Origin of the sequence: Streptosporangium sp. NPDC023825, assembly GCF_040639575.1 — a bacterium.
Lineage (GTDB): Bacteria > Actinomycetota > Actinomycetes > Streptosporangiales > Streptosporangiaceae > Streptosporangium.
The window spans coordinates 49,636-75,178 of the sequence record NZ_JBFAAE010000017.1; the positions used below are offsets into that span (position 1 = coordinate 49,636).

Consider the following 25,543-nt stretch of genomic DNA (forward strand, 5'->3'; position numbering starts at 1 on the left):
TCTCAAAATCCGGACCCCGTCCTGGTCCGATCCTCGGGCTCAGTAGGCTGGTCGGGTGGCTGACATCGTGATTCCCTCTGACATCAAGCCCGCCGACGGCCGTTTCGGCTGCGGGCCCTCGAAGGTGCGCCCCGAGCAGCTGTCGGCTCTCGCGGCCTCCGGATCCGGTGTCCTGGGCACCTCTCACCGCCAGAAGCCGGTCAAGTCGCTGGTCGGGCGCGTTCGCGCGGGGCTCTCCGAGCTGTTCTCCCTTCCGGAGGGGTACGAGGTCGTCCTGGGCAACGGCGGCACTACCGCGTTCTGGGACATCGCCGCCTTCGGGCTGATCCGCGAGCGGTCCCAGCACCTGCACTTCGGTGAGTTCTCCTCCAAGTTCGCCTCGGTGGCGGCCAAGGCCCCGTGGCTGGGCGACCCGACCGTGATCAAGTCGGAGGTCGGCAGCCACCCCGAGGCCCGGCTGGAGGAGGGCGTCGACGTCTACGCGCTCACCCACAACGAGACCTCGACCGGCGTCGCGATGCCGATCAGGCGCGTGGGCGAGGAGGGCTCGCTCGTGCTGGTCGACGCCACCTCGGGAGCGGGCGGCCTGCCCGTCGAGGCGAGCGAGTTCGACGTCTACTACTTCGCGCCGCAGAAGAGCTTCGCCTCCGACGGCGGCCTCTGGATCGCCCTGATGTCCCCGGCCGCACTGGCCAGGGTCGACGAGATCGCCGCGAGCGGGCGCTACGTCCCCGAGTTCTTCAGCCTCCCGGTGGCGATCGACAACTCCTCCAAGGACCAGACGTACAACACGCCGTCGGTCGCCACGCTCTTCCTGCTCGCCGAGCAGATCGAGTGGATGAACGGCAACGGCGGCCTGGCCTGGACGACCGCCCGCACGGCCGACTCGGCCCAGCGCCTCTACACCTGGGCGGAGAAGACCTCCTACACCACCCCGTTCGCGGGTCCGGAGTTCCGCTCCAACGTGGTCGGCACGATCGACTTCTCCGACGGCGTCGACGCCTCCGCGATCGCCAAGGTCCTGCGGGCCAACGGCATCGTCGACACCGAGCCCTACCGCAAGCTCGGCCGCAACCAGCTGCGCGTCGCGATGTTCCCCTCGATCGACCCCGACGACGTCGAGGCCCTGACCACCTGCGTCGACTACGTCGTCGAGCGCCTGTAGTCCCCGGCTCCCGCCCGGGAGCCGCGACGCTTTCCCGCCCGGTCCGGCGGTGACGGCCGCGGTCTCCGCTCCCGTCCCGGAAGCCGGACTCCCGGCTCCCCGGGCGGGAGGCCAGGTGCACTCGGCCCCTGTGGTCGGTACGGCTAGGGCAGCGTGCTCGGGGCCCCGCCCGCCCCCTGGGGGTGCGCCCGCTCCCCCGCGCGCCGCGCCAGCTCGTGCAGCAGACGCAGGGCGTCGTCCGGATCCACCCCCTCCGCGAACCGCGAGAGCACCGGAGCGCGGTCGGGACTCCCGGCCAGGGCCGCGAGCATCAGCCCGGCCACGTGCTCGTCCCGGGAGCGGCTGGCGGTGTAGCGGAAGGCGTTGCGCGCGGGTGCCCGCTCCAGCAGGCCCTTCCTGACGAGGCGCTCGGCGACGGTCTGCACCGTGGTGTAGGCCAGGCTCCGTTCGGCGTCCTGGTTCAGCATGTCCTGCACCTGGCGAACCAGCAGTGGCTGCTTACAGCCCCACAGCACGTCCATGATCGCGCGTTCCAGGGATCCCAGGTTCACCCGCGGCCACCTTTCGAGGGTCGCGCCCGGCTGTGATGGCCCTGGAACATGTACGGGCACGCGGCCAGGCAGGTTCACACATGAAATTTTGTCACATTGTCACTTAAATCAACCGATGCGGCCATAGCTGATGAATTTCAGCGGTATTTTCTGTCGCTTGGTCATGGAAGAAACCACCCGCCGGCCATGGAAGAAACCATCCGGAAAAGGCGTCCGGCCCAAACACGCCGACGCCGGATTCGACCGCCGGGCCGCCGGCCCTTCGCCCGCACGGTACCGGCCCCGCCGGTGGGCGGCGCCCCGGAGCGACCTCATTCGCCCGTGGAGACCGCGTCCGGCCGACCCTGACTCCGAGATTCCAGTGGTGCCACGAAGCGCCACATAGCGCCTACAGCCCCATACAGCGCCCTTCTGTGGACGAGGCCCCCAAGTTCGGGCGGCGGCGGGTCGCGGAGGCGGGAAAGGCGGCCGGTGGGCGGGCGCCTCAGTAGGCGGAGGCGACGGCCCGGCGCCTGCGGCGCACCACCCAGGCCGCGACGACGCCACCGACCAGCCCGAACAGGTGGCCCTGCCAGGAGATGCCCGACTCGCCGGGCAGCACGCCCCAGATGATCGAGTAGTAGGCGATCGCCACACCGACCCCGATCACGATGTCGAGGGCACGACGGTCGAACAGGCCGCGGGCGACGACGAATCCGAAGTAGCCGAAGACCAGACCGCTGGCGCCGACCGTGATGGCCGACGGCGAGCTGGTGAACCAGACGCCCAGCCCGCTGACCAGGACGATGATCAGGCTGGCGGCCAGGAACCGGCCGATCCCGCGCAGCGCGGCGAGGAAGCCGAGGATGAGCAGGGGCAGCGAGTTGGCCATCAGGTGGCCGAATCCGGCGTGCAGGAAGGGGGCAAGGAAGATGCCGCCCAGGCCCTCGGGATCCCAGGCCCGGATGCCGTAGACGTCGAACTCTCCCGGCAGGACGTAGTCGGCGACCTCGATCGCCCACATGACACCGACCATGAGGACGTTGATGATCGCGGCGCCCAGCGCGCCCGCGGCCAGATTTCCCGCCCTGCGCTTCAGAAGATCGCCGGAGGATCGGCCGGTGGGGGACATCCCGGTCGGGTGGTCGTTCATGCACTCTCCTGGCCTTGGAGCGGTGGCGTGGATGTCAAGTGCCCCCGCCGCACCCGTCCACACCTTTACCGTACGCACTCCTGGCCGTGAACGCGCCGGGCGCGACCCCGTGGATCGCGCCCGGCGCGCTGTGTTTCCGCGTTTCCGCGTTTCAGCCTCTTCCGGAAGGGCTACTCGCCCTTCCACCGGGGAGCGCGCTTCTCGGCGAAGGCCGCCGCCCCCTCCATGGCGTCCTTGGAACCGAACACCGGGCTGATGATCTCCCCTTGTCTCGTGAACATCTCGTCGCGGCTCCAGTCCGCCGACTCGACGATCACGCGCTTGGTCGCGGCGAGTGCCAGCGGGGCGTTGGCGGCGATCCGCTTCGCGAGCTCGACGGCCGTGGCCAGCGCCTCGCCCGCGGGCGTGACGTGGTTGACCAGGCCGAGCTCGTACAGCCGGGAGGCGGGGAAGTGGTCGCCGGTCAGGGCGATCTCCATCGCGACGTGGTACGGGATGCGCCGCGGCAGGCGCATCACGCCGCCCGCCCCCGCGACCAGCCCCCGCTTGGGCTCGGGGAGCCCGAACTTGGCGTCCTCGGAGGCGATGATGATGTCGCAGGCCAGCGCCAGCTCGCAGCCTCCGGCCAGGGCGTAGCCCTCGACGGCGGCGATGAGCGGCTTCCTCGGCGGCGCCTCGGCGATGCCGCCGAAGCCCCTCCCCTCCACGACCGGGAAGTCCCCGGTCAGGAACCCCTTCAGGTCCATGCCCGAGCAGAACGTGCCGCCGGCGCCGGTGAGGACGTAGGCCGCCACGTCCTTGCGCTCCTCCAGCTCGTCCAGCGCGCCGGCGACGCCCCGGGCCACCGCGCCGTTGACGGCGTTCCTGGCCTTGGGGCGGTTGATCGTGATGACGGCCACGCCGCCGTCGACTTCGACCAGAACCTCGTCAGACACCGGGTGACTCCTACTTGGGCTGGAAGCGGATGCCGCCGTCGAAACGGACCGTCTCGGCGTTCATGTAGTCGTTCTCGATCAGCGAGCGGACCAGGTGCGCGAACTCGGCGGCCTGTCCCATGCGCTTGGGGAAGACCACCGGCGCCACGAGCTTGGCCTTGAACTCCTCGGCGTTGGCCGAGAAACCGTAGATCGGGGTGTCGATGATGCCGGGACAGATGGTGTTGACGCGCACGCCGATGGCGGCGAGGTCGCGCGCGGCCGGGACGGTCATGCCGACGATGCCGCCCTTGGAAGCCGAGTAGGCGACCTGGCCGGTCTGCCCCTCCAGCGCCGCCACCGAGGCGGTGTTGATGACCACGCCGCGCTGGCCGTCCTCGTCGACCGGCTCCGTCTTCGCGATCGCGGCGGCGCCGATGCGCATGAGGTTGAAGGTGCCGATCAGGTTGACCTCGATGACCTTGCGGTACGAGGCCAGATCGTGGGGCGAGCCGTCACGGCCGACGGTCCGGCTGGCCCAGCCGATGCCCGCGCTGTTCACCACGACGCGCAGCGGCCTGCCGGTCGCCACGGCCGCGTCCACGGCCGCCTGCACCTGCTCCTCGTCCGACACGTCGGCCTTGACGAAGACGCCGCCGAGCTCGTCGGCGAGTGACTTGCCGCGCTCCTCGTTGAGGTCTGCGATGACGACGGTGGCGCCGTGCGCGGCGAGGTCGCGGGCCGTGGCCTCGCCGAGGCCGCTGGCACCGCCCGAGATGATTGCTGCTGCTCCGTTCAGGTCCATGAGCGGACTTTAACGCGCGGACCGAATGAAGTTCTACTGGGGGTGGCTAAAACTCTCCGTGACCGACGCCCATGGCCGGTACCGGCTAGATCTCCCCGACGGCGCTGCTCACGTCGGGATAGACCTTGATCCGCCGGTCGAGCCCCGTCGTGCGGAGGATCCGGGCCACCGGCGCCTGGGGGGCCGCCAGCGAGACCCCGCCGCCCTCGCTCGTGGCCAGCCGCCACGCCTCGATCAGCACGGACAGGCCGCTGGAGTCCATGAAGGACAGGGCGGTGAGGTCGAGGACCAGCCGCGCGCCGTCCAGCTTGATCGCGTCACGAACCTCGTCCCGCAGGAAGGGAGCGGTGAACAGGTCGAGCTCGCCCTCGACAGCCACCACCACGGCGTCCCCGACGGCGCGGCGAGCCAGCCGTAGCTTCATCAGTCCTCCTCGCGCCCGAAGGGCAGACCTACTTTACTTCGCCGTCACTCCGCGCGAGGTCATGCGCGATTGTTCACAGCAAGTTCGCGCCGACCGCGCTCCGGTGTACGGGATCCCAGGTTCGAAGATCCCGAAGTCAGGGCGCGGCGAAACCGTACGGCAGTTCGAGCCGGTGCGCGGCGAGGAGGCTCGTGTCGGCGAGGATCTCGCGGGTCGGCCCGTCGGCGGCGATGACGCCTCCGGAGAGGATGAGCGAGCGTTCGCACAGCTCCAGCGCGTACGGCAGGTCGTGGGTGACCATCAGGACGGTCACGTCGAGCCCCCGCAGGATCTCGGCGAGCTCGCGCCGGGAGGCCGGGTCCAGGTTGGACGACGGCTCGTCGAGGACCAGGATCTCCGGCTCCATGGCCAGCACGGTCGCCACCGCGACCCGGCGGCGCTGGCCGAAGGACAGGTGGTGCGGCGGCCGGTCGATCGTCTCCAGCATGCCCACGCGCTCCAGCGCGTTCTTGACCCGCCGCTCCAGTTCCTCGCCCGCGACCCCCATGTTGGCCGGGCCGAAGGCCACGTCCTCGCGGACGGTCGGCATGAAGAGCTGGTCGTCGGGGTCCTGGAACACGAGCCCGACCCGCCTGCGGATCTCCATGAGCGACCCCTTGCCGACCGGCAGCCCCGCCACGGCCACCGTGCCGTGCCCGGCGGTCAGGATGCCGTTGAGGTGCATCACCAGCGTGGTCTTGCCCGCGCCGTTCGGCCCGAGCAGCGCGACCCGCTCACCGCGCTCCACCCGGAGGTCCACGCCGAACAGCGCCTGCGTGCCGTCGGGGTACGCGTACGCCAGACGGCTCACCTCGAGCGAGGGCGGCGGCGGGGACGCGGCCGAGGCCGGCACAGGCGGCGAGGACGGCACGGTCACGCGAACCCCCAGCTCCCGAGTAGCACGGCGAGTGCCGCACCCGGCAACATACCGGCGGCGAGCCACTGCCGCGAAGCGGCGGAGAGATCCTGGATGACCGGCATCGATCCGGTGTAGCCCCGGCTGAGCATCGCCAGGTGCACCCGCTCGCCCCGCTCGTACGAGCGGATGAACAGCGCCCCCGCCGACCTGGCGACCACCGGGATGTGCCGCACGTCCCTGGCCGCGAACCCGCGCGACTCCCTCGCCACCCGCATCCGGCGCATCTCGTCCAGGATCACGTCCATGTAGCGGAGCATGAACATGGCGATCTGCACCAGCAGCGGCGGCAGCCTCAGGCGCTGGGCGCCCAGCAGGATCAGCCGCGGCTCGGTGGTGGCCGCGAGCAGCACGCTCGCGACCACGCCCAGGGTCGCCTTGGCCAGGATGTTCCAGGCGGCCCACAGGCCCGCCACGCTGAGCGAGAGGCCCAGGAAGGTCACCCTCTCGCCGAACCCGATGAACGGGATGGCCAGCGCGAACACCACGAACGGGATCTCGACCACCATCCGCCGCAGCACGAACCCCGCCGGGACGCGCGCGAGGGCCGCCACGGCGGCCAGGAGCACGGCGTACAGCCCGAAGGCCCAGAACCACTCGCGCGGGGTGGCGACCACGACCAGGGCGAACCCGGCCACCGCCACCAGCTTGCACTGGGGCGGCAACCGGTGCACGAGCGTGTCGCCCGGCCGGTGCAGCTGGTGACGGTGGCCCGCTCCCATCAGGCGGAGACCTTCTCGCCGCTGTCGCCCCTGCCGGTGCCGTCAGCGCCGTCGGCGTCGTCACCGCGTCGGCGCACGGCGTAGAACACCCCGCCGCCGACGGCCAGGGTCACCCCGACGCCGATCAGCCCGGCCACGCCCACCGGGATGCCGCCCACGTCCCCGTAGTCGGCGAGCGGCTGCTCGCCCAGCGCGTGGTCGGCCGCCTGGCCGATGAAACCCTTGTCCTCGGCGACCCGCTCCAGGCCGTCGGGCGAGGAGGAGGCGTAGAAACTGACGAGGCCCGCCAGCAGCGCCGCCACCGCGACTCCGGCGGGCAGGAACCAGCCGGGACGGCGGGCGGCGACCGGCGCCGGAGACGCGGAGGAGCTCGGGCTCCCGGGGGTGACGGTCACGTCGCCGTCCGCGCCCCGCAGGACCAGTGGCGCGACGAGCTCGCGGGCGCCGTACACCAGGTCGGGCCGGATCGCCAGCACGGTGCTGACGGTGACCGCGGTGATCAGGCCCTCTCCCACGCCGATGAGCAGGTGCACGCCGCCCATGGCGGCGGCGACCGTGCCGATCTCGATGGGCGCGGTGCCGCCGGCCCAGAACAGCAGGGTGAACGCCAGCGCCGAGGCCGGCACCGAGACCAGCGCCGCGACGAAAGCGGCCGCCACCACGGCGCCCCTGCTCCGCACGCTCCGGGTGATCAGGCGGAAGACGCCCCATCCGACCAGCACGGCGACGAGGCCCATCAGCGTGATGTTGACGCCCAGCGCGGTCAGCCCGCCGTCGGCGAAGAAGAACGCCTGCACCAGGAGGACCACGGCCACGCACAGCACCGCCGTGTACGGGCCGACGAGTATCGCGGCGAGCGCGCCGCCGAGGAGATGACCGCTGGTACCCGCGGCGACCGGGAAGTTGAGCATCTGGACGGCGAAGATGAAGGCGGCGACCAGTCCGGCCATCGGAGCGGTGCGGTCGTCGAGCTCACGACGGGCGCCACGTAGGCAGACGGCCACGCCGGCGGCGGCCACCACTCCCGCCGACACCGAGACGGCGGCGTTGAAAAAGCCATCGGGTACGTGCACAACAAGCCTCCGAGATGCGGATTTGCTCCCAACTTTAGGCCATGGGCTTGTAGTTGCAAGAATGTGGCATTAACGAACGATACGTCTGATGAAAGTTCTGGGGCCGAGGGTGCGGACCACCGTGCTGAACCGGCCCTTCCCCGCCGTGGCGTAGGGCCTGACACTCCACCGGATCGCGCCGCGCCACCACGTGCGCGGCTGCTCGATCACCTCCGGCACCGCCTCGATCCTGAAGCGCGCGGGCGGCCCGCCCAGGTCGAGCTCCAGATAGGCGTCCCAGGTGCCGGGCCCCAGCCGCCCCATCGCCTGTGAGGCCGTGAACGTGCCGCCCGCGCCGACCGTCACCGGCTCGCGCCGCTCCCGGCTCGACTCGCGCTCCCGCCAGACCAGGGAGCGCACCGCGTCGGCCGCCGGGGCCGCCGCCCCCACGCTGACCTCGCCGTCGAGCACCAGCCGGTGCCCGGCCGCCCAGCGGGCGCGCACCAGCCTGGCGCCGCCCGGCACCGCGACCACGTGCCCGCCGATGTCGAGGCTGAGGTTGCCGTACGGGTGGGTGAAGTACGGAAGGGCGACGACGTCGCCGACCACGCGCGGCGCGGGCGGTGCGATCAGCCCCTCCCCGTCCGCGCCCAGGCGCGCGAGCCGGGGAACGCCCTCGAAGGCGACGCTCACGTGGACGTCCCAGATGCCGGAGGACAGGGTGGTGACGTCGACGATCCCGGTGAACCCCGCGCAGTCGCCGGTCACCGGGACCACGACCTCGTCGGACGGGCCGGGGTCCACGTGCCGGCGCCGCAGCACCAGGGCGAGGTCCCCGCCGGTGATCTCCGGGCGGTCGTGGCGCTCCAGCGTGCTCAGCGCGACCTTGCCCGAGATCGCCAGCCGCCCCTCCCGTTCGCGCTCCCAGCCAAGCGCGGTGAGCTCCCTGCGGACCGAGGCCGACTCGATGTGCGCCAGCCGCACCAGGCGGTCGATGTCCTGCAGCGCGGCGATCCGGCTCCTGTCGATCGCGGGGAGCCGTTCGCGGACCCCGTCGGTCAGCCACCGCTCGCACATGTCGGCGACCTCGGCGGCGATCTCCTTGCGCTCGACCTCCCCGGCCTCCAGAAAGGGCCTGCCGAGGTTGCCGAAGGCGTCCATCCGGAAATGACGCCGCAGGAGGTGGTCGCGGAGATCCCCGGGGCGTACGTGGGCGAGCATCAGCTCGATCGGCCGTCTGATCATCCGCAGCCAGGAGACCGGGTCGCGGCTCCCCTGCCGCTGCATGATGCTGGTGCCGTCCGGCCGGGCGACCAGGTGGTAGCAGTCGTAGTCGGCGACCACCGAGATCACGTTCGCGTGACAGTAGGCGTGGGTGGTGAAGACGACGTCCTCCCCCACCAGGAGGGTCTCGTCGAAACGGATGGCGTGCCGCTCCAGCATCTCCCTGCGGAACAGCTTGAAGCAGCTCAGGCTGTTGTAGACCGCGCTGTCGCCGAGAGGCACCCGCTCGGCGTTCTCCTTGAACATCGAGATCGGCACCTTGCGGTCATGCCCGACGATCTTGCCGAGCACGATGTCCGAGCCGTTGCGGTCGGCCATCGCGAGCATCCGCTCCAGCGCCTGGGGGCCGAGATAGTCGTCCGCGTCGCAGAAGAAGACGTACCTGCCGCGCGCGTGGGAGAGCCCGACATTGCGCGGGCGCCCCGCGCCGCCGGACGCCTCCTGCCTGACGACGCGGATCACCCCGCGGTGGCAGGAGGCGTACAGGTCGAGCAGCGCGTCACCGCCGTCGGTGGAACCGTCGTCGACGACCACCACCTCCAGGGCGACGCGCTGGATCAGCAGCGAGGTCAGGCACCTGTCGAGATAGGGCCTGCAGTTGTGGAGGGGGACGATCACGGTGACGTCGACGTCGGACCGGATCGCCTCCTCGCTCGTGATGTCACGGCCGCCCCGCTCCGTGCTCGTGATATCGCAGCCGCCCCGCTCCGTGCGGACTCGCTGGAGGATCGTTACTGTCACCGCCGCGCCCCTCGTCGGTCACTTTCCGCTTATCTAGCGTCTCAGTATGTGACGAAGGGCCGTCCGTACGGGGCGAATCCACAGGGTTGCCCCCTCGGATCTGCCGGCGCGGGAGACCGCATAGGGAGTGAAACGACCGTTTCGTACGACTTGCGGCGTACCGCGGACCTCACCGGGCCTCGCCGAACCTCACCGGATTTCGTCACCGGCCCGGGCGGGGACGTCGCGGCCGCCGACGTCCCGACCCTCGCCGCCCCGACCGTCACCGTCCCGGCCATCACCGTCGAGGTCGTCGCGAGCGGGGTCGTCACGACCGCGCGGCCCCCGGGCCGCCTCGAGCGCGTGCCGGCGCCGGCGGCGCGACAGCCAGGCGAGGACGTACAGGGCCGCCGCGACCGCGATCAGCGCCCCGAGGAAGTGGAGCGGGAAGATGACCAGCGTGACGCTCCGCCGGGAGGTCCCGCCGCTGCCGGAAACCGACACCGTCGCGCGGCAGACGCACATGAACGGCGGATCCGCCCACCTGGCGGTGACGCTCCTGCCGGCCCCGCGGGGCAGCGTGAAGTCGGGGAACGGCACGTCGTAGCCGTTCACCCCCACCTTCAGGCTCCGCGGGGCGAGGAAGTCCCGGTGAACGGTCCCGACGTTGTCGACGGTGGCGGTGAAGTCGATGGGACCGCCCGTCGCGAAACCGCTGGGGGTGGTGAGGTCGCCGACGTTCACGGAGGTGTCGATCGGCCCCGGAACCGTGAGGTAGATCGGCGTCCCGATCACCCGGTCGAGCTTGATGTCGCCCCCGCCGGCTCCGGCGGGGACGGCGAAGAGCAGGGCCACCTGGTACCCGCCGGGCTCGGGCCGGGGCGGGGGGTCGATCCGCACGGTGACGCGCCGCTCCGCGCCGGGGGCGAGACGGAAGTCCGCCGGCGTGACCCTGAGCCAGCCCGCGGCGGAACGGGGGGCGTCGCGCTCGAAGACCATCTCGCCGGTCCCGCCCACCCTGAAACTCGCCTTGTCGACGACCATGTCGACCGCCGACCGACCCCGGTTGACCACCTGGAACGACTGGGGGAGGTCGATCTCCTCCGGACCGACGACCAGGCGTGCCGGACTCACCGTCAGGGAGAAGTCCGGATCCGGGGCCGGGCCGGACGCGCCGGAAGCCCCGGAACCCGTCACCGACGCCATACAGCCCACAACGAGAAACGCGACGATCCCGCGCCGAAGCCCTCCGGCCACCGCACATCCCCCTACCGTCGTGGAACGCCGCCGGGGCCCGCCCGGGCCGCCACGCCCCGGCCGGACACCTCGCCGGACGCTCGGCCCGCCACCGCACTCGCCGTCACCGCGCCCGCGAGCGCCGGCGGGATCCCGGACACCCCTCGGCCAAAGATCCCCTCAAGATCTTTTTTACGCATGGTAGTTATTTGATCACAGATTGCGCAAGCTCCGGGGGACGTGTCGCCCGCGCCGCCGGCGCCTCGCGACTCTCGCCCGCGCCGGATCGGCCCGATCTCCGTCACGCGGTTGGGCGCGGCGAGGACTCCGGACGGGAGGCGACCACTCGCCGTGGTGAAGCACCGATCAGGACTGGACGTACGGCGCGACATGAATCGCACCCGATGTGTCAGTCATAGTCGGTGCACGTCGCGTACCAATCGCCGGTCAAATGATCGAACGAGGACACGCCGAGATCCTCCACACGCCCATCCGGGACATGGGCGAACCCGCACTTGACGAGCATTCCACCGGCATCGGCAATATCAAGACGCGTGACGCCCTTCCAGCGCTGCGCGGTGTCGACGGTGAAGAGGCCGACGCGCTCCTCTTCGAGCGACAACCCCTCCTGTTCGGGGAGCGACCGCGCATAGCCGGTGAGAGCGGGCTCGGAGATCAGGAAAGCCGCCCGCATCGGAAGCCGGGAGTTCGCCAGGGCGAACGCGAGCACTCCGATGAGGGGCATCGCGATGATCCATGGGCTACGCCGGTAGCCGCTGTCCCGGGTAATGAGGAGAGAGATCCATATGAGGCCGGACAGGAGCCACGCGGGGAGGGCCGACAGAGCAAGAAACTGGTTGCCGCCGGGATAAGCCGCAGCGAAGAGCGTCAAAACGGCACCTACGGCAGCAGGACCGAAGACGAGCGCCGATCGCCACCATCGACTTCTGTCCGGTGCCTGATGCCGGAGATCCACGGCTGAGGGGGTGGCTGCCATGCGAGGGACCCTAGCCCGGTGGACAGGATGATGCTCGGAATGTCTTCCGCGCAGACCATCCGTGACGGGCGTGATCTGCCAGCATGCCGGTCAGGACCGCGACAAGGCCATCGCGGAGGCCTGGGCAAGGCGCCCAAGACGGGAAGATCCGGCTTCCGCCTCAACCACTTGCGGTTCTCGCGATGCAACGCCGGCCGTCCCGGAACCGAGGCCCCCGCCGGAGGCGTGACCGTTGCGGGTCGCCGTTCGGAATGCGGGACGCTTGGCCGTCAGATGTCAGGCAGTGTTGCTTCTGCCGCCGAGAGAGGCACCGAGGCCCGCTCGGTGTATCGCCATGACGGGCTCCCGCCACTCGTTCGGTCGCGTGGCCGGCTGAAGTCCATCCGTGCGGGGATGCGTGCATGTCTTGTTCGACAAGGTCGTTGTAGCTGAGCACCTGGTCACGCTAATGAAATTCAAGGGCGCCTGCCGTTGGGTCACTCGACGCCGTGGCTGCAGCCCGTGCGAGACCGGCCCCCAGGCCGCAGCTCGCGCGGGAAGGACCGTGCGAGCGACGGTGGCGCAGCCGCCGCCTTGATGAGGGAGTGTTTCGGGTCGCCGGCGCCCTGGTCGGGATCGGTGGCGGGAAGATCCGGCCCTCTCCACCTACGGACCTTGCTTTGAGAACCTGGATCATCCCTGAGTCTGAGATCCCTGCCGGAGGCTTCTTGGTCTTGTCAATGCTCGTCTGCGGGGACCCCGTAGAGGTGCTGACGGACGGTGGTGTCGTGTTCGAGGATGTGGTCGACGGTGTGCCAGTAGGCGGAGAGCCAGGGGTGTCGGAGGGCTTCGTCGCGATTGAGCTTGTGGCCGTAGAGAGGTTTGTCGGGTACGAGGGAGGCGGCCGGAACGAGGGTGCATGCGGGGTCGGGGTTGTTTGCGACGGGGCCGACACGGCATCCGAAGGTGACGCGGTTGGAGCCGGTGGGGGTCACGGGGTCGTCCGGGTCCCATGCGTCGTCGAAGACGACATCGATCCATGCCTCGTGAACGCCATCGTGGTGGTAGCAGGAGGCGTAGTAGATGGCGTAGGCGCCGTCGTCGCCGTTGACGAACCCTGTCACGCGTTCGAAGGGAGTTCCGCAGCAGTCGCAGGTTCCTGTGTGGACCTTGCGTTCTGGGTCTGTTTCGAGTCTCACGGGTCGGATTATGACGGCACAGTCTTGGCTGCGTGGGATGTCGAACGTCGCATGGCGGCCGAGATTTGCACGGGTGGCGGCGGTGTGGCCCATCTACGGCGGACGGGACGGGTATGGCGGGTGCGAGGTGCGGCGCGCGGCCCTGAGTCCCGCCACCGGCCGGGACCGGCGCCCACGCCGCATGCCCGGCGGGCGGGCGGCGGGCCGTGCGGCGGCGCGCGGCGCCGCCCCTTGATAACCCGTAAGAACGATTCGGCCGGTCACTCGTGTAGCTGTGACGATCCGAGCAGACGAGCGTCAATGAAGCCGACGTGCGGCGCCGGCGCAAGGAACGGCTCGGCGACGTCGGGCTCCCCGGCCTCTCGCCCGTCACGTTTCAGGGCGCGTTTAGGGTGTGGCCATGAGTCGATGGACGCGCGCCGCCGCCGACACCGGCCTGGCGATGCTCGTCGGGATCCTGGTGGGCATCGCGATGAGCGTGGCGACCGAGCCCGTCCTCGGATCACGGCCTCCCGACGCGATCGCCTACGGTCTCGCCGCGGTCGTCGGAGGGGTTCTCCTGTTCCGCAGACGTTCGCCGCTGGGCGTGCTCCTCGTCACGGCCGCGTGCCTCCTGCTGTACTACGGGCTGGAATATCCAGGAATCACCCCAGCCGTTCCCCTGGCCCTCGCGCTCTACACCACGGCATCGGGAGGACTGCTGGTGTGGTCGCTCGGTGTCGCCGCGCTCTTCGTCGTGCTGGGGCTGACGATCCGCCCCCTGCATCTCGGCGAACCGATCCTGCCTGTGCTCACGGACATGACGGCCCAGGCAGGGCTGCTCCTCGCCGTCGTCCTGCTGGGCGAGACCATGCGCAGCCGGAGGGTACGGCTCGCGGAGGCCGGGGAACGGCTGGCCCTGGTGGAGGCCGGACGGGAGCGCGAGGCGGCCCGGCGGGCGGCGGAGGAGCGGCTGCGGGTCGCCGGGGAGATACACGACGTGCTGAGCCACACGATCACCGGGATAACCATCCAGGCGGCGCTGGCCGACGAGATGCTCGACAATCGGCCGACCGACGCGCGGACGGCTCTGCGCGCCATCCGCACGGCCGCCAGGGAGGCCACGATCGAGCTCAGGTCGGCCCTGGGACTCCTCAGGACGGACGACGGCGAGACCCCGCCGCGCGTACCGGCTCCGGGCCTGGGCCAGGTCGGCGAGCTGACCGGACGGGCGCGGAGCGCCGGTCTGGAGGCGACGGTCATCGTGAAAGGTGAGGCACGGCGGCTGCCCCCCGCCGTGGACCTCGCCGCGTTCCGTGTCGTGCAGGAATCGGTGACGAACACGATCCGGCACGCGAACGCCGGCACGGTACAGATCACCCTGGCCTACGAGCCGGACGCGCTCGAGGTCGAGGTCGTCGACGACGGACGTCCCCGCGAGGGGCGTGACCGGAGAGACGAACACCCGGAAGCCGGGGCGACCTCGGGATACGGGCTCAGCGGAATGAGGGAGCGCGCGTCGTCCCTCGGCGGAACGCTCACGGCGGCGCCCCTTCCCGGCGGCGGATTCTCCGTCCTCGTCAGGTTGCCGATCGGAGACCCCGCGTGATCCGGGTACTGGTCGCCGACGACCAGACGATGGTCCGGGTGGGCCTGCGCGGGCTCCTGGAGAACTGCGACGACATCAGGGTCGTCGCGGAGGCCACGACAGGGGAGGACGTGGTCCGGCTCGTACGCGAGTCGCGTCCCGACGTGGTGCTCATGGACATCAGGATGCCGATCATGGACGGGCTGGAGGCCACCAGGCGGATCGCCGGGGACGACACGCTGTCCGCGGTTCGCGTGATCGTGCTCACGACTTTCGATCTCGACGAGTACGTCATGGACGGCCTTCGCGCGGGCGCGAGCGGCTTCCTCACCAAGGACGTCGAACCCGCCGACCTCCGGCAGGCGGTGCGCGTGGTCTCCCGGGGAGAGGCTCTGCTGTCCCCGGCCGCGACCCGCCGGTTGATCGCCCGGTTCCTCGCCCAAGAGCCGGCCCCTCGGGACACGGACGCGCTCGGCAGGCTCACGGGCAGGGAGCGCGAGGTCATGGCGCTCGTGGCGGCCGGGCTGAGCAACGAGCAGATCGGTGAGCGCCTGTCCATGAGCCCGGCGACCGCACGCACCCACGTTCACCGGACGATGGTGAAACTCGGCGCGCGCGACCGGGCCCAACTCGTAGTGATCGCCTACGAAACCGGCCTGGTCCGCCCCGGACACGCCTGACAACCAGAACACGCCAGACAATCCAAATATCCCGCCAGAACGCACTCGACGGCCGGGACACACCCGAGGGAACACCCGGCGGCAACGGCCCGGCGGTCAGGACACACCCGGCACCGTACGGCTCCCGCCCGGCCGTCCATACGGTGATTCGCGTAGCCGGTGTCGGCATCGGGCGGATGCGAGCGCCCCCGCCGGGAACCTAGCGTCGGCGCCCATGTACGAGTTCGCGGTGAATGTCGACAGCATTTTGGTGATCCTGCTCCTCGTCGTCTGGAGCGCCGCGGGCCTCCTCGCGGGAGGTCTCCCAACGCGCCGCCGGGCCCGGCTCCTCCTCGTGCTGATCGGCGTGGGGACGGTCGTCACGGTGGCCCGGGGCATCGGCACCGGCCTGCTGTGGTCGAACGGCTGGGTCTTCGTCGCCGACCGGGTGCTGGTGGCGCTCCCCCTGCTCGCCGTCCCGATGGTGGCGATGTTCGCGCTGGCCGTCCCAGCGCTGCGGCGGATCGCCGGTCGACGTCGAGCGACGAACGGAACGGCGGAGACGGCGGAGACGGCAAGGACGGAGAGGACACCGGAGACGGCGGGAGCACCGCCGGCGCCCTTCCCGGTTTCCGTCCGGGTCTCCGTGCGGACGACCGCGGCGGCAGCCCTGCTCGGCGCCTTCATGGAGTACCTCTCCCGTCCGCTCCCGCCGTACGGCGCGGACATGGCGATCTACGCGGGCGTCCTCCTCGTGGCCGCGGCGGCGTCCCGGGGGCGAAACCCCCGCCCCCGCCGGGCCGGGACCAGGCGGGCCGTGGCCGTCACCGCCCTGGTGGCGACGGCCATCACCGGTGCGGGCGTCTACGGGATGCGGACGAGCCTTCTGCCCGACCGGATGTCCATGATGGGCCACGGCGACGTGGACTACGGAGGAGGTCCCGGCGGTTCCCACCACGGGAGCCGGGCATCGGGCGTCCCGGCCGTCAAGGCCGTCAACGCCGCCGACCTCACCGGCCCGCGCACGGGCACGGGCACCCCCGACCGCGTATTCACCCTGACGGCCCAGGAGACGAGCATCCGGCTCGGCTCCGGCGCCGTCCTCGACGCCTGGACCTACAACGGCCAGGTACCCGGGCCCGCGCTGACCGTACGCGAGGGCGACCTCGTCCAGGTGACGCTCGTCAACAGGCTTCCCCGCGAGGGGGTCACCATCCACTGGCACGGCCTGGACGTGCCCAACGCAGAGGACGGCGTCGCGGGCGTGACCCAGGACGCCGTACAGCCGGGTGAGAGCCACGTCTACCGGTTCCGCGCCGACCAGGTGGGCACATTCTGGTATCACACCCACCAGCGCCCCCTCGTCGGCGTGCGGCGCGGGCTGTTCGGCTCGCTCGTGGTACTCCCCCCGGAAGGCACCGCGGGCGAGGACATCACCGTGATGGCCCACAACTGGGAGCGTCCCGACGGGCTGGTCGCGGCGTTCGGCACGTCGGACACGCTCGACCGCCGACCGGTGAGACCCGGCACCCCGGTACGGCTACGCGTGGTCAACACCGACAGGAACGCCTGGTCGGACGTCGAGTCCAGGAACCTCGTACTGCTGGGCACGCGCTTCCGGGTGGCCGCCATCGACGGAGTCGACCTCGACGGCCCCTCCGAACTCGACGGGGTGCGGCTCTCCGTGGCCGAGGGCGGCCGGTACGACCTGACCTTCGTCATGCCGGACCGGCCGGTCCTCCTGGCCGACCTCGCCAACCCCCGGGCCGGACTGCTCCTGAGTCCCGGCTCCGACGGCCCGGCGACCGCGCCCTCGATTCCGTCTGACGCGCCGCTCTTCGACCCCGCGACGTACGGCACGCCGGCTCCGGCCCCCTTCACCCGCTTCGACCGCGATTTCACGGTCATCATCGACGACAGGATCGGCTTCCACGACGGCACCCTCCATTTCCTGCCCACCGTCAACGGGCGCGGCTTTCCCCACACCCCCGTCCACATGGTCCGGCAGGGTGAAGTCGTCCGTATGACGTTCGTGAACCGCAGCCACCAGGTCCACCCGATGCACCTGCACGGGCACCACGCCCTCGTGCTTTCCCGAAACGGCCGCCCGACCACCGGGAGCCCCTGGTGGATCGACACCCTGGCCGTCCAACCTGGTGAAACCTACGAGATCGGATTCCGCGCGGACAATCCCGGCGTCTGGATGGACCACTGTCACGACCTCGGCCACGCGGCCGACGGCATGGTGACGCACCTGGCCTACGAGGGGGTCTCCACTCCCTACGAGATCGGACACGGAACCCCCAACCAGCCGGAGTGATCGGGTCGCGGGCCCGACTCGCGGGGATGTCGCGGGCCCAACTCGCGGGAACCGAATTCCGCTCGTCCCTGTGGCCGGTTCACGGAGTGAGGACGATCCGGCCGCGAAGGCCCTCTTTCTCGAGCAGGGCGTCTGCGGTCCGGGCATCGCCGAGAAGCGGTGTCCGCGCGGCCGCAGGGCTTCCCGATCTCCATTTTCATGATCTCCGCCACGTCGGCAACGCCCTGGCCGCTTCCAGCGGGGCGAGCCTCAAAGAGCTGGGGGCGCTCCTCCACGCGGGCGGCGCTGATCTACCGGCACGCCGGTCAGGACCTGACAAGGCCATCGCGGAGGCTCTGGGCAAGGCTCTCAAGGTGGCACGCGGGTGGCACCGAAGGGCGAGAAGTCCGCTCAACGATCAAAGGGCCAGGTCACCGTATGCCGGTGACCTGGCCCTTTGTTGCGAGCCGACGAGGGGAATCGAACCCCTGACCTACAGTTTACAAGACTGTTGCTCTGCCGATTGAGCTACGTCGGCACGGTCGCCAGACGAGTGTAGTCGGCTTACTCCCCCTACGTCACCGAGGTATGCCCTGCCGATCGCGAACCGTTAGGAACGGCGGTGGCGGGCGACCTCGTAGAGGGCGATGCCGGCGGCGACCCCGGCGTTGAGGGACTCGGCGGCGGCGTGCATCGGGATGCGGACGACCAGGTCACACGACTCGCGGACCAGGCGGGACAGGCCCTTGCCCTCGGATCCCACGACGACGACCAGCGGGCCGTCGAGGAGGTTGGCCTCACCGATGTCGACCGTACCCTCGCCGTCCAGGCCGATCACGAACAGGCCCGCATCGCGGTACTCCCGCAGGGTGGCGGTGAGGTTGGCGGCGCGGGCGACCGGCAGGTTGGCCAGCGTGCCCGCGGAGGTCTTCCAGGCGCCGCCGGTGACCCCTGCCGAGCGGCGGGAGGGGATGACCAGGCCGTGGGCGCCGAACGCGGTCGCCGAGCGGGCGATGGCACCCAGGTTGCGGGGGTCGGTGACGCTGTCGAGAGCGACGATCAGCGGGACCTCCGCGGCCTCCTGGGCCACGCGGACCAGGTCGTCGGGGTGGGCGTAGTCGTACGCCGGGATCTGCAGGGCGATGCCCTGGTGGATCCCGCCCTCGGTGAGGCGGTCGAGCTTCTCCCTGCCGACCTCCAGCATCGCGATGCCCCGGTCGGCGGCGATGCGGACCGACTCCTTGACGCGGTCGTCGTTGTCGATCCGTAGAGCCACGTAGAGCGTGCTGGCCGGAACCCCGGCCCGCAGCGCCTCGACGACGGGGTTGCGCCCGCCGATGTGCTCGGGCGCGTCGTCGCTCCGCCGGGTGCGGACCGGGGTACGCGGAGAGGGAGACCTGCCGGTCTTCTCCTCGCGCTCGATCCGCTCGGTGCGCGCCTTGTCCTTGTGCCAGTGCCGCAGATGCGCCGGCGGGGTGGCTCCCCTGCCCTCCAGGCCACGACGGACGTTGCCGCCCGTGCCCTTGGTCGGACTCTTCTTCTTCGCGGGTCGCCCGGACCCTTTACCCCCACCAGCCATGGTCTATAGCGTACGGCCTGGTTTCACCGCGAGAGTTCCCAGCGTGGCCCCTGGGGGGTGTCCTCGACGTGGATGCCCGCGTGGGAAAGCTGGTCACGGATGCTGTCGGCCGCCGAGAAGTCCTTGCGCGCCCGCGCCGCCTGCCGCTGTTCCAGCGCGACGGCGACCAGCGCGTCGACGGTCGCCCGCATGCCGGTCTCGCCGCCCGAGGAGCGCCACTGCTCCGAACGCGGGTCGAGACCGAGGACGTCGAGCATGTTCTGCGTCTCGGCGAGCAGCCTGGCCACCTGCTCCTTGTTGCCCTGGGCCAGCGCGACGTTGCCCTCGCGGACCACCTCGTGCACCACGGCGAGCGCCTGGGGGGTGCCCAGGTCGTCGTCGAGGGCGTTGGAGAAGGCCTGAGGAAGCGGCGCGTGGGCGTCGACGTCGTGGATGACCTCGGCCGCGCGGGTGACGAAGCCCTCGATGCGCTGGTAGGCCGAGGCGGCCTCGAACAGCGCCTCCTCCGAGTAGTCGATCGAGGAACGGTAGTGCGGGGCCGCCAGGTAGTAGCGGAGCTCGACCGGGCGGACCTTCTTGGTGACCTCGGGGATCAGCAGGGAGTTGCCGAGCGACTTGCTCATCTTCTCCGCGCCGATCTTGAGCATGCCGTTGTGCATCCAGTAACGGGCGAAGCCGTCGCCGGCCGCCTGGGACTGGGTCAGCTCGTTCTCGTGGTGCGGGAAGATCAGGTCGACGCCGCCGCCGTGGATGTCGAAGGTGGGCCCGAGATACTTGGTCGCCATGGCCGAGCACTCCAGGTGCCAGCCGGGGCGGCCCCGGCCCCACGGGGTCGGCCAGGTCGGCTCACCGGGCTTCTCGCCCTTCCAGAGCGCGAAGTCGCGCGGGTCGCGCTTGCAGGAGTCGGTGTCGGTGTCACCCGCGGCCCGCATGTTCTGGAGCTTCTGGTTGGACAGCGAGCCGTACCGGTCGGCATAGGACATGACGTCGAAGTAGACGTCGCCCTCGGCGGCGTAGGCGTGTCCGGCGGCGATCAGCCGGTCCATCAGCTCGATCATCTCGGGCACGTGACCGGTGGCGCGGGGCTCGACGGTGGGGGGCAGGCAGCCCAGCACCTCGTAGGCCCAGGTGAAGGCCCTCTGGTTGCGCTCGGCGACGACGAACCACGGCACGTTCTCCGCGGCGGCGACTCTGATGATCTTGTCGTCGATGTCGGTGACGTTGCGGCAGAAGGTCACCTCGTAGCCGGACCTGATCATCCAGCGGCGGAGCACGTCGAAGTTGACGCCCGAGCGGATGTGCCCGATGTGCGGGGGAGCCTGCACGGTGGCACCACACAGGTAGATCGAGGCCCGGCCGGGTTCGACCGGGACGAATTCGCGGACAGTGCGTACGCTGGTGTCGTATAGCTGCAGGCTCACGAAGGCAAGGCTAATGCCTCACCTCCCCTCACAAACCGAGTTGCGGGACGTTGAAGACACTCAGCAGAGTGTTTTATGACCGTTGGCGGCGAATGTCGCTCAGTTGATCTGGCAGAACGGCATCGCGACAGAGGGCGCGGCCGATAGTGATCCTGGCGATCACCCTCTTCACCTGGAGATTCCGCTCGCCCCATCCCGCCGCCCCATCCCGCCCCCGGTGTTCGCGCGTCATTTCCTGGACGAGCGCCCCGTCGGGATCACCTTGTCGAGGTGGCCGTCCCTCTCACCTCCGCGCGACGATGACGCAGCGATGACGTGGCTGAGATGGATGAGGTGGATGAGGTGGCGGTAAGGCCTGGCAGGGAGCCGTCCCTCTGCCTCGACCGCCCTCGAAAACTTCTCCGATCATGCTAGATGCCGATTCTGTAGGCTCAAAGGGCCATGGACGTCAAATCCCCCAGGGCGGCAGGCTCGATCTCCCGCCCGTCCCCGCCCCCGCCCCTGCCCACCGCGGCCGCCGCCGAGCCGAGCCGGGTGTCCGTCGCCCTGCGCCGCGCCGGGATCGCCGTCACCGGAGTCGGCGTGGCCGCGCTCACCGCCGCGGCCTGCGTGCTCTCCTTCGAGGATCTGCGCGCCCTCGCCGTGGCGGGCAGGGCGCCCGTCGGTCTCGCGTATCTGTATCCCGCCGCCTTCGACGCCCTGCTCGTCATCGCGATGATCGGCGTGCTGCTGCTGCGCGGCGGCCGGTGGCCGGTACGGCTGCAGGCGGGCGTGATCCTGACGCTGCTGTTCGCCGGCGCGGCCGCCGCCGAGGTGTCCACCGCCATGCGGATGGCGGTGGACGAGGGGCGCGCGGCCGTCGTGGTCGCCGTCGCCCCCTGGGTGATGCTGATCCTGGCCCTGTGGCTCTGGCTCCTGCTGATCAAACACGCCGCCGCCCGGAGGGCCGCGAGCGACGCGGCCCCGTACGGCCTGCCCTCGTCCGAGCGCGACATCGTGCCGTTCCCCGAGGCGAGCCGGGCGGCCCCGAACCGCCCCGGCGCGCCCGACCCGGAGGAGCGGTGGCAGGACCCGCCGGCCCACCCCGAGCACCCCGGCCACGAAGCCCGTCCGGGCCATGAAGACCATCCGGGTCACGGGAAACGTCCGGGTCATGGGGACCACCCCGGTCACGGGGACCGTCCGGGCCACCCAGTGCATCCGGGGCATCTGGTGCACCACTCCGCGGCGGAGATCATGCTCGACCCGCATTCCGCGCCTCCCCTGGAGGCCGCCCCGCACCACGACCTCCCGGTGGGAGAGCCGGTGGTTGGTCCTACCGCGGCACCGGAGACGCCCGAGGTCACCGACATCCCGCAGGACCCGCCACCTTCGCGGGAACCCGCGGCTCCCCGGCCGGGCAAGCCGATGCGCTGGGGCGACCTGGTCCGGCCGCGCCAGGGCGACCTGCTCGTCCACCCGCCCCGCCCGGCCGTACGGGCACCCGAGCCCGAGAGCGGCGGCAGGGTCGGCGAGCGGGTGGAGACGTGGGACAGCGACACCGACCTTCCCCGGGAGCAGGCGGCCGAGGTGAGCGAGCGCGACGCCGACACCCAGCCGATCCTCGCCGTGAAGGACCGCCCGGCGAGTGTCCCGCCGGGCGGGACGACCGCGGAGCAGGCGGCGACGACGCCCGCGGAGACGGCCTCGGGGAGCGCCGCGAAGGCGCATGTGGCGGGGGAGAGGCGCACGGGCCGGAAGACCGGAAAGTCACCTGACCCGGCGCACGGCGCCGAGGCCGCCGAGGCCGGGGAGGACGCCGAAGCGCGGTCGCACGACGAGGCCGGCGCCGCGGCACCGCCCTCCGGGCGGATGCGCAGCACGCCCGTACCCCCGGGTGAGTGAGAGATCGAGGGTGCGTCGAAGACGAGGGCGAGCCGGGGAACGGACCTGATCGCGGGAGGAGGAGGCGGATCCGATCCGCTTCCAGGTGGCCGTCGAGCACGACACGAACCCCGAACCTGACGTTCCGGCGACCCGGCTCCCCCGGGACCCGTCGGTCCGACGGCCCGTCGGTCCGTTGGTCCGGTGCCGCGCGACCGGCCGCGGACGCCCGTCGGGCGGGGGCGGCAAGGCGGTAGGGCGTGACCGCGTCCGGTGCCCCGGTGCTGCGGTCGTAGGCCCGTCGGGTCAGCTCCGGGGCCTGGGAGGAGCTGACCCGGTCCTCGGGCCGTCGCTCAGCAGGGGCTCTCGGCCGGGTTGGCCGAGACCGCTGAGATCGGCTACGTGGTCGGCGTCCTTTCGGCCCCGCCGCACGCGCTGGTTGGGTGGTCCAGGCGTTCGAACACCACGTTCTCCGTGCGAGAAGGCCTGTGATCCCGGGCCTTCATCGCCCGGGGCCCGGGCGGCCACGCCTGCGGGCCGTTCCCCGGGCCGTCCGTCGCTCCGCGGGCGGTTCCCCGGGCCGTCCGTCGCTCCGCGGGCGGTTCCGCTCGAGGTGACTCGTGGTGGGTCCCGCCGGGGCAGCTGGAGTCGGCCGGGGCGGGTACGGCCCGTTCAGGCCCCGTCAGGCCCCGTCAGGCCCCGCCGCCGCCCGGCGTCAGGCCCCGCCGCCGCCCGTCCGCCGGACAGGCCGGCCGGGCGGCGGCGGGGCCGGGGCCGCACGCCGCGATGGAACCGAGCAGCGGTCTCCTGCCGGAACCGCCGTTCACCATCGGGTGCTGGACCGGCCCGCAGCTATTCGCTCACACATGTGTGAACGGCGCCCCGCTGCGGACCGGCGATTTGCTCACCTCCGGGCCCGGGTCAGGGTCGGCCGGAAGCCGGTTCGGCAGGCTGCTCGAACCGGCCTTGAACGACCGAGACCCGCTCGGCAGGCCAGATGGAACCGAGCGGGTCTTCTCCCGGAGCGCGGTGACATCGTGCGCGTCACCGCGATTGCCTCCGGACCGGAGGGGGTCCAGTCGAGTCTCGGCGAGGTCACCGGAATGGTTCACCCGGGTGTTCGCTAGACCCTGGAGCGCTTGAGACCCGCGACCAGGCCGACACCGACGATGGCGAGGCCCACCTGCATGACGAGTTCGATCCAGTCGATACCGTCCGTGGTGGCGACGCCGAGGACCTGGGCGAGGGCGGTACCGATAAGCGCGGCGACGATGCCGACGACGACGGTCAGGATCACTCCGATCGCCTGCCTACCGGGAAGCAGGAGACGACCAAGGGCGCCAACGACCGCGCCGATAACGATTGCCCCGAGAATGGACGCGATAGTCATGTTCAACCTCCCAGTGATCGTGAGACCTTCACTCTCACAGGGAGGTGGCTACCCCCTGAGTCACGGTTATTCCTACCGGCGGCAAAAAATCCTTCAGTGCGTCTTTCTCGCCTGCATCTGGACGACGAGGAGCACCGCGAGCACCGCGAGTGCCAGCTGGATGATGTGCTCCCACCAGTCGATCCCTCGCGTGTTGGCCAGACCGAGCGCTCCGGCGATGAGCGAGCCGATGAGCGCGGCGACGATGCCCACGATGAGCGTCAGGCCGATGCTGATGTTCTGACGCCCGGGAAGGATGAGACGCGCCAGGGCACCGATGATGGCGCCGATGATGATTGCGGAGACAATCGAGACGATCATGTCCGGCTCCCCCTGTTACGAGACACGGTCACCAAGGGGTTACCCAGCGCATTCATTGATCACGCTAAAAGAAGGGGTGGCCCGTACCGCGCCAGGAAACGGGCCACCGCCTCGATATGGATCGACGAGCATTCCGCGCCGCCCGCCGGAACGTTTTCCACGTTCCGTATGGAAGACGCCTGACACCCGCTACAGGTTCACCACGATCGCGGTCGCGACGGCCGCCACGCCTTCGCCGCGCCCGGTGAGGCCGAGCCCGTCCGTCGTGGTGGCGCTGACGCTCACGGGGGCCCCCACGGCGGCGCTGAGGGCCTTCTCGGCCTCGACGCGGCGGGGGGCGAGCTTGGGACGGTTACCGATCACCTGGACGGCCACGTTGCCGATCTCGAAGCCCGCGGCACGCACCTTGCGCGCGGTCTCCTCCAGCAGGGCGGCACCCGAGGCGCCGGCCCACCGGGGATCGGACGTGCCGAACAGGCCGCCGAGATCGCCGAGACCCGCCGCGGACAGCAGGGCGTCACAGGCGGCGTGGGCCGCGGCGTCACCGTCGGAGTGACCGGCCAGGCCGGTCTCGCCGGGCCAGTGCAGACCGGCGAGGTGAAGCTCGCGGCCAGAAGCGAACGGGTGGACGTCGACCCCGACGCCCACCCGTGGAAATGTCTTGTTCAGGAGTTGAGAACCTCGTCCAGCAGGGCCTCGGCCTTGTCCTCGTTCGTCTTCTCCGCGAGCGCGAGCTCGCTGACGAGGATCTGCCTGGCCTTCGCCAGCATTCGCTTCTCTCCTGCGGAGAGTCCGCGCTCCCTGTCTCGCCGCCACAGGTCGCGAACGACCTCGGCAACCTTGTTGACGTCACCGGACGCCAGCTTCTCAAGGTTCGCCTTGTAGCGTCGGGACCAGTTCGTGGGCTCTTCGGTGTGAGGCATTCGAAGCACGTCGAAGACGCGCTCAAGGCCCTCTTGTCCGACGACATCGCGAACACCGACGAGTTCTGCGTTGTCAGCCGGCACCTGGACGGTAAGGTCGCCCTTGTCGACCTTAAGAACCAGGTAGGTCCTTTCCTCACCCTTGATGGTTCGGGTCGTGATCGCCTCGATCCGAGCAGCCCCGTGGTGGGGGTAGACGACAGTGTCGCCGACCTGGAAAGTCATGTGACAAGTACCCCTTCCGCTGTACTCAAGAGTACCACGTATCCACAGCCTCCCGGAACAGTGAAATCACCATAACTGCAGGTCAAAGCCGCATCTTATGACTTGACAAGTGCTCAAGTGTG

Annotated in this window: 23 protein-coding genes and 1 tRNA gene; 5 read left to right on the forward strand and 19 right to left on the reverse strand. The window is 70.6% G+C overall.

The features are described 5' to 3' along the window. Window positions 1-55 precede the first annotated feature (55 nt). On the forward strand, window positions 56-1,165 hold the full coding sequence (serC, locus tag AB0G15_RS17405; protein ID WP_362840438.1) for a phosphoserine transaminase: 1,110 nt from the start codon (window positions 56-58) through the stop codon (window positions 1,163-1,165). A 143-nt stretch (window positions 1,166-1,308) separates the two neighbouring features. Here the strand turns inward: serC and AB0G15_RS17410 are convergent, their stop codons facing one another. The 12 genes from AB0G15_RS17410 to AB0G15_RS17465 form a co-directional block, all read right to left on the reverse strand. Beyond that, entirely contained in the window at window positions 1,309-1,716 is a 408-nt protein-coding gene (locus tag AB0G15_RS17410) for a BlaI/MecI/CopY family transcriptional regulator (protein WP_362840441.1), read from the reverse strand. Window positions 1,717-2,200: 484 nt separating this feature from the next. Continuing rightward, a complete protein-coding gene (locus AB0G15_RS17415; protein WP_362840444.1) occupies window positions 2,201-2,848 on the reverse strand; it encodes a rhomboid family intramembrane serine protease in 648 nt (215 codons plus the stop codon). Window positions 2,849-3,018: 170 nt separating this feature from the next. Continuing rightward, window positions 3,019-3,783, reverse strand: coding sequence for a crotonase/enoyl-CoA hydratase family protein (locus AB0G15_RS17420; protein WP_362840447.1), 765 nt, complete (start codon window positions 3,781-3,783; stop codon window positions 3,019-3,021). 10 nt (window positions 3,784-3,793) lie between these two features. Next, window positions 3,794-4,567 carry an SDR family NAD(P)-dependent oxidoreductase gene (locus tag AB0G15_RS17425; RefSeq protein WP_362678313.1) on the reverse strand — a complete coding sequence of 258 codons (774 nt, stop codon included), beginning with the start codon at window positions 4,565-4,567 and terminating at the stop codon, window positions 3,794-3,796. 85 nt (window positions 4,568-4,652) lie between these two features. After that, window positions 4,653-4,991, reverse strand: a complete 339-nt coding sequence (locus AB0G15_RS17430) for an STAS domain-containing protein (RefSeq protein ID WP_344750334.1) — start codon at window positions 4,989-4,991, stop codon at window positions 4,653-4,655. A 136-nt stretch (window positions 4,992-5,127) separates the two neighbouring features. Then, window positions 5,128-5,841 carry an ABC transporter ATP-binding protein gene (locus AB0G15_RS17435; protein WP_362840450.1) on the reverse strand — a complete coding sequence of 238 codons (714 nt, stop codon included), beginning with the start codon at window positions 5,839-5,841 and terminating at the stop codon, window positions 5,128-5,130. A 62-nt stretch (window positions 5,842-5,903) separates the two neighbouring features. Then, on the reverse strand, window positions 5,904-6,668 hold the full coding sequence (cbiQ, locus tag AB0G15_RS17440; RefSeq protein ID WP_362840453.1) for a cobalt ECF transporter T component CbiQ: 765 nt from the start codon (window positions 6,666-6,668) through the stop codon (window positions 5,904-5,906). Continuing rightward, on the reverse strand, window positions 6,668-7,741 hold the full coding sequence (locus AB0G15_RS17445) for an energy-coupling factor ABC transporter permease (RefSeq protein WP_362840456.1): 1,074 nt from the start codon (window positions 7,739-7,741) through the stop codon (window positions 6,668-6,670). Before AB0G15_RS17445 ends, cbiQ begins: the two co-directional genes overlap by 1 nt. Window positions 7,742-7,810: 69 nt before the next feature. Then, window positions 7,811-9,745 (reverse strand): glycosyltransferase family 2 protein, encoded by a 1,935-nt coding sequence (locus AB0G15_RS17450; RefSeq protein ID WP_362840458.1) that lies wholly within the window; start codon window positions 9,743-9,745, stop codon window positions 7,811-7,813. Window positions 9,746-9,934: 189 nt separating this feature from the next. Beyond that, window positions 9,935-10,858, reverse strand: a complete 924-nt coding sequence (locus tag AB0G15_RS17455; protein WP_362840460.1) for a hypothetical protein — start codon at window positions 10,856-10,858, stop codon at window positions 9,935-9,937. A gap of 511 nt (window positions 10,859-11,369) precedes the next feature. Next, complete coding sequence (locus AB0G15_RS17460) at window positions 11,370-11,957, reverse strand: hypothetical protein (protein WP_362840462.1); 588 nt, start codon at window positions 11,955-11,957, stop codon at window positions 11,370-11,372. 716 nt (window positions 11,958-12,673) lie between these two features. Next, entirely contained in the window at window positions 12,674-13,135 is a 462-nt protein-coding gene (locus AB0G15_RS17465) for a hypothetical protein (RefSeq protein WP_362840465.1), read from the reverse strand. A 400-nt stretch (window positions 13,136-13,535) separates the two neighbouring features. Between AB0G15_RS17465 and AB0G15_RS17470 the strand changes: the two genes are divergently transcribed. The 3 genes from AB0G15_RS17470 (at window position 13,536) to AB0G15_RS17480 (ending at window position 17,681) form a co-directional block, all read left to right on the forward strand. Beyond that, window positions 13,536-14,723, forward strand: coding sequence for a histidine kinase (locus AB0G15_RS17470; protein ID WP_362840467.1), 1,188 nt, complete (start codon window positions 13,536-13,538; stop codon window positions 14,721-14,723). Next, on the forward strand, window positions 14,720-15,382 hold the full coding sequence (locus AB0G15_RS17475; protein ID WP_362840470.1) for a response regulator transcription factor: 663 nt from the start codon (window positions 14,720-14,722) through the stop codon (window positions 15,380-15,382). Before AB0G15_RS17470 ends, AB0G15_RS17475 begins: the two co-directional genes overlap by 4 nt. A gap of 214 nt (window positions 15,383-15,596) precedes the next feature. Further along, complete coding sequence (locus AB0G15_RS17480) at window positions 15,597-17,681, forward strand: multicopper oxidase family protein (protein WP_362840472.1); 2,085 nt, start codon at window positions 15,597-15,599, stop codon at window positions 17,679-17,681. 444 nt (window positions 17,682-18,125) lie between these two features. Here the strand turns inward: AB0G15_RS17480 and AB0G15_RS17485 are convergent. The 3 genes from AB0G15_RS17485 to cysS all read right to left on the reverse strand — a co-directional run bounded on the left by AB0G15_RS17485 (window position 18,126) and on the right by cysS (window position 20,660). Next, window positions 18,126-18,198: transfer RNA gene (locus AB0G15_RS17485), tRNA-Thr, on the reverse strand. 72 nt (window positions 18,199-18,270) lie between these two features. Further along, window positions 18,271-19,239: a 23S rRNA (guanosine(2251)-2'-O)-methyltransferase RlmB gene (rlmB, locus tag AB0G15_RS17490; RefSeq protein ID WP_362840475.1), complete on the reverse strand. Its 969-nt coding sequence runs from the start codon at window positions 19,237-19,239 to the stop codon at window positions 18,271-18,273. A 23-nt stretch (window positions 19,240-19,262) separates the two neighbouring features. Continuing rightward, the gene (gene cysS / locus AB0G15_RS17495) at window positions 19,263-20,660 is read right to left on the reverse strand and encodes a cysteine--tRNA ligase (protein ID WP_362840478.1); all 1,398 of its coding nucleotides are present in this window, start codon (window positions 20,658-20,660) and stop codon (window positions 19,263-19,265) included. Between the two features lie 441 nt (window positions 20,661-21,101). On the opposite strand from cysS, the gene AB0G15_RS17500 reads away from it, so the two are divergent. Then, window positions 21,102-22,544 carry a DUF2637 domain-containing protein gene (locus AB0G15_RS17500; protein WP_362840481.1) on the forward strand — a complete coding sequence of 481 codons (1,443 nt, stop codon included), beginning with the start codon at window positions 21,102-21,104 and terminating at the stop codon, window positions 22,542-22,544. Window positions 22,545-23,646: 1,102 nt separating this feature from the next. On the opposite strand, the gene AB0G15_RS17505 is transcribed toward AB0G15_RS17500, so the two are convergent. From AB0G15_RS17505 to AB0G15_RS17520, 4 genes are all read right to left on the reverse strand, one after another. Then, window positions 23,647-23,913: a GlsB/YeaQ/YmgE family stress response membrane protein gene (locus AB0G15_RS17505; RefSeq protein ID WP_362678275.1), complete on the reverse strand. Its 267-nt coding sequence runs from the start codon at window positions 23,911-23,913 to the stop codon at window positions 23,647-23,649. A gap of 93 nt (window positions 23,914-24,006) precedes the next feature. Next, window positions 24,007-24,273 carry a GlsB/YeaQ/YmgE family stress response membrane protein gene (locus tag AB0G15_RS17510; protein WP_362678273.1) on the reverse strand — a complete coding sequence of 89 codons (267 nt, stop codon included), beginning with the start codon at window positions 24,271-24,273 and terminating at the stop codon, window positions 24,007-24,009. Between the two features lie 189 nt (window positions 24,274-24,462). Next, the gene (ispF, locus tag AB0G15_RS17515; RefSeq protein WP_362678271.1) at window positions 24,463-24,921 is read right to left on the reverse strand and encodes a 2-C-methyl-D-erythritol 2,4-cyclodiphosphate synthase; all 459 of its coding nucleotides are present in this window, start codon (window positions 24,919-24,921) and stop codon (window positions 24,463-24,465) included. A gap of 17 nt (window positions 24,922-24,938) precedes the next feature. Further along, complete coding sequence (locus AB0G15_RS17520; protein WP_030924410.1) at window positions 24,939-25,421, reverse strand: CarD family transcriptional regulator; 483 nt, start codon at window positions 25,419-25,421, stop codon at window positions 24,939-24,941. Between the last annotated feature and the right edge of the window lie 122 nt (window positions 25,422-25,543).